General features: G+C 74.5%; 4 protein-coding genes. 3 read left to right on the top strand and 1 reads right to left on the bottom strand.

What is annotated here, in order from left to right:
* From D7V93_RS42460 to thiD, 3 genes are all read left to right on the top strand, one after another.
* Positions 1–198 (top strand): thiamine phosphate synthase (locus D7V93_RS42460; protein WP_208723342.1); only part of this gene is annotated, 198 nt, incomplete at its 5' end.
* Positions 199–208: 10 nt separating this feature from the next.
* Positions 209–976 (top strand): gamma-glutamyl-gamma-aminobutyrate hydrolase family protein, encoded by a 768-nt coding sequence (locus D7V93_RS42455; protein WP_120648618.1) that lies wholly within the window; start codon positions 209–211, stop codon positions 974–976.
* Positions 973–1,713, top strand: a complete 741-nt coding sequence (gene thiD, locus D7V93_RS42450) for a bifunctional hydroxymethylpyrimidine kinase/phosphomethylpyrimidine kinase (RefSeq protein ID WP_120648617.1) — start codon at positions 973–975, stop codon at positions 1,711–1,713. Before D7V93_RS42455 ends, thiD begins: the two co-directional genes overlap by 4 nt.
* Before the next feature lie 28 nt (positions 1,714–1,741).
* Here the strand turns inward: thiD and D7V93_RS42445 are convergent.
* The coding region (locus tag D7V93_RS42445) for a DnaB-like helicase C-terminal domain-containing protein (protein WP_147451660.1) at positions 1,742–1,868 on the bottom strand (127 nt) is incomplete at its 5' end.

The raw sequence follows: 1,868 nt of genomic DNA, 5'->3' as shown, positions 1-1,868 counted from the left end.
GTGGCGGACAGCCCCCTGCCGGTGGTGGGCATTGGCGGGGTGGGCCTTCAGAACATCGCCCGGGTGGCGGCGACGGGCGCGCACGGCGCGGCGGTGGTATCCGATGCCCTGCTCGCCCGGGACATCTCCGAGCAGGTGCGGCTCCTCGCGGACGCCTTCGAGCGGGGCGCACGAGGGACGGGACTCGAAACAGGGTAGGACCTCCACCATGAACCTTCCGCCTCCGCGCCACCACGGGACGACCCCGCGCCGTCCCAACATCGGTCTCAGCCCGGACTGGGCCCAGCCGGCCGACTCCGCCTTCCCCCGCTACGAGCTGAAGGTGCCCTACGCGGAGGCGGTGTTCCGCGCGGGGGGCCTGCCCTTCGTGCTGCCGTACACGGACGACGCCTCGTGCGTGGACGCGTACCTGGAGCGCGTGTCGGGCCTGGTGGTGACGGGCGGCGCGTTCGACATCCCCCCGTCCGCGTACGGCGAGGAGGTGCGCGAGGGCATGGGGCCGCTGAAGGAGGGGCGCACGGCCTTCGAGGCCCAGCTCATCCGGGGCGCGCTCAAGCGCAACCTGCCGGTGCTGGGCGTGTGCGGCGGCATGCAGCTGCTCTGCGTGGTGCTGGGCGGCACGCTGTACCAGGACATCCTGCGCGAGGTGCTCGGCTCTCGCGACCACGAGCAGAAGCACGACCGCACCCAGCCGCAGCACCCGGTGGAGGTGAAGAACGGCACGCTCCTGTCGGAGGCCGTGGGCCACGGGCAGTTGATGGTGAACTCCACGCACCACCAGGCGGTGAACAAGCCGGGCACGGACGTGACGGTGAGCGCGGTGGCGCCGGACGGCGTGGTGGAGGCCATCGAGTCCACCGCGCACTCCTTCGCGCTGGGCATCCAGTGGCACCCGGAGTTGCTGCTGGGCACCATCCCCGTGCACCTGGGCGTCTACAAGTCGCTCGTGCAGAAGGCCCGCGAGCACCGCCGGTGAGACCGCGCGTCCTGCTGCTGGCGGGCCTGGAGCCCACGGGCAGGGCCGGGCTGCTCGCGGACGTCGCCGCGGTGCGGGCGCGCGGCGGCGACGCGGTGGCGGTGCCCACGGCCCAGACGGCGCAGGGCACGCACACCTTCGCCGTGGTGCCGGCGGCGCCCCGCATGCTGACCGCGCAGGTGGCGGCCGCGCGCGAGTGGGGCCCCCTGCACGCGGTGAAGTGGGGCGTGGTGCCCGGCCCGTCCCAGCTCTCCACGGCGAAGGCCGCGCTCAAGGGCCTGGACGCGTGGTGGGTGGTGGACCCCGTGGTGCGCTCGTCGAAAGGCCAGCCCCTGTCGCGCCTGTCGCCCCGGCACTACCTGGCGCTGGCGGGCCCGCGCGTGGTGGTGACGCCCAACCTGGAGGAGGCGGGGTGGCTCCTGGGCCGGCCCGCGCCCGGGTCCGTGGAGGACGCGCAGGAGGCCGCGGAGGCGCTCTGCCAGCGGGGCTTCGGCGTGGTGCTGGTGAAGGGCGGCCACCTGCCGGAAGGGCAGGGCCTGGCGGACGTGCTGGCGTTCTCCGGCCGCACGCTGGTGATGCGGGGGCGAAGGCTCAAGCGGCCCCCGGAGCGCCGGGGCACGGGCTGCCGGCTGGCGTCCGCGCTGGCAACGGAGCTGGGCCGGGGCACGGGGCCGGAGGCCGCGGTGCGGGCGGCGCGCGAGCACGTCACGCGCTACCTGCGCACCGGCCGCGACTGACGAAGAGGGCCTTGAGGCTCTTCTGCCGCTACTCGCCCCGGGCGCGGCTCTCGAAGCGGGTGAACTCCGACAGGAACACCATGTCCACGGAGCCGATGGGACCGTTGCGCTGCTTGGCGACGATGAGCTCCACGGGGATGACCGCGCCTCCGCCG

This window comes from Corallococcus llansteffanensis (genome assembly GCF_003612055.1).
In the GTDB taxonomy this organism is placed as follows: Bacteria; Myxococcota; Myxococcia; order Myxococcales; family Myxococcaceae; genus Corallococcus; species Corallococcus llansteffanensis.
Note: the sequence above shows the minus strand (reverse complement) of the source record. Positions and strands in the feature narration are given on the sequence as shown.

What these genes read in the sequence shown, in the direction of transcription:
- D7V93_RS42455 (WP_120648618.1), top strand. Translation starts at nt 209, where the DNA reads ATGAACCTTCCGCCTCCGCGCCACCACGGGACGACCCCGCGCCGTCCC.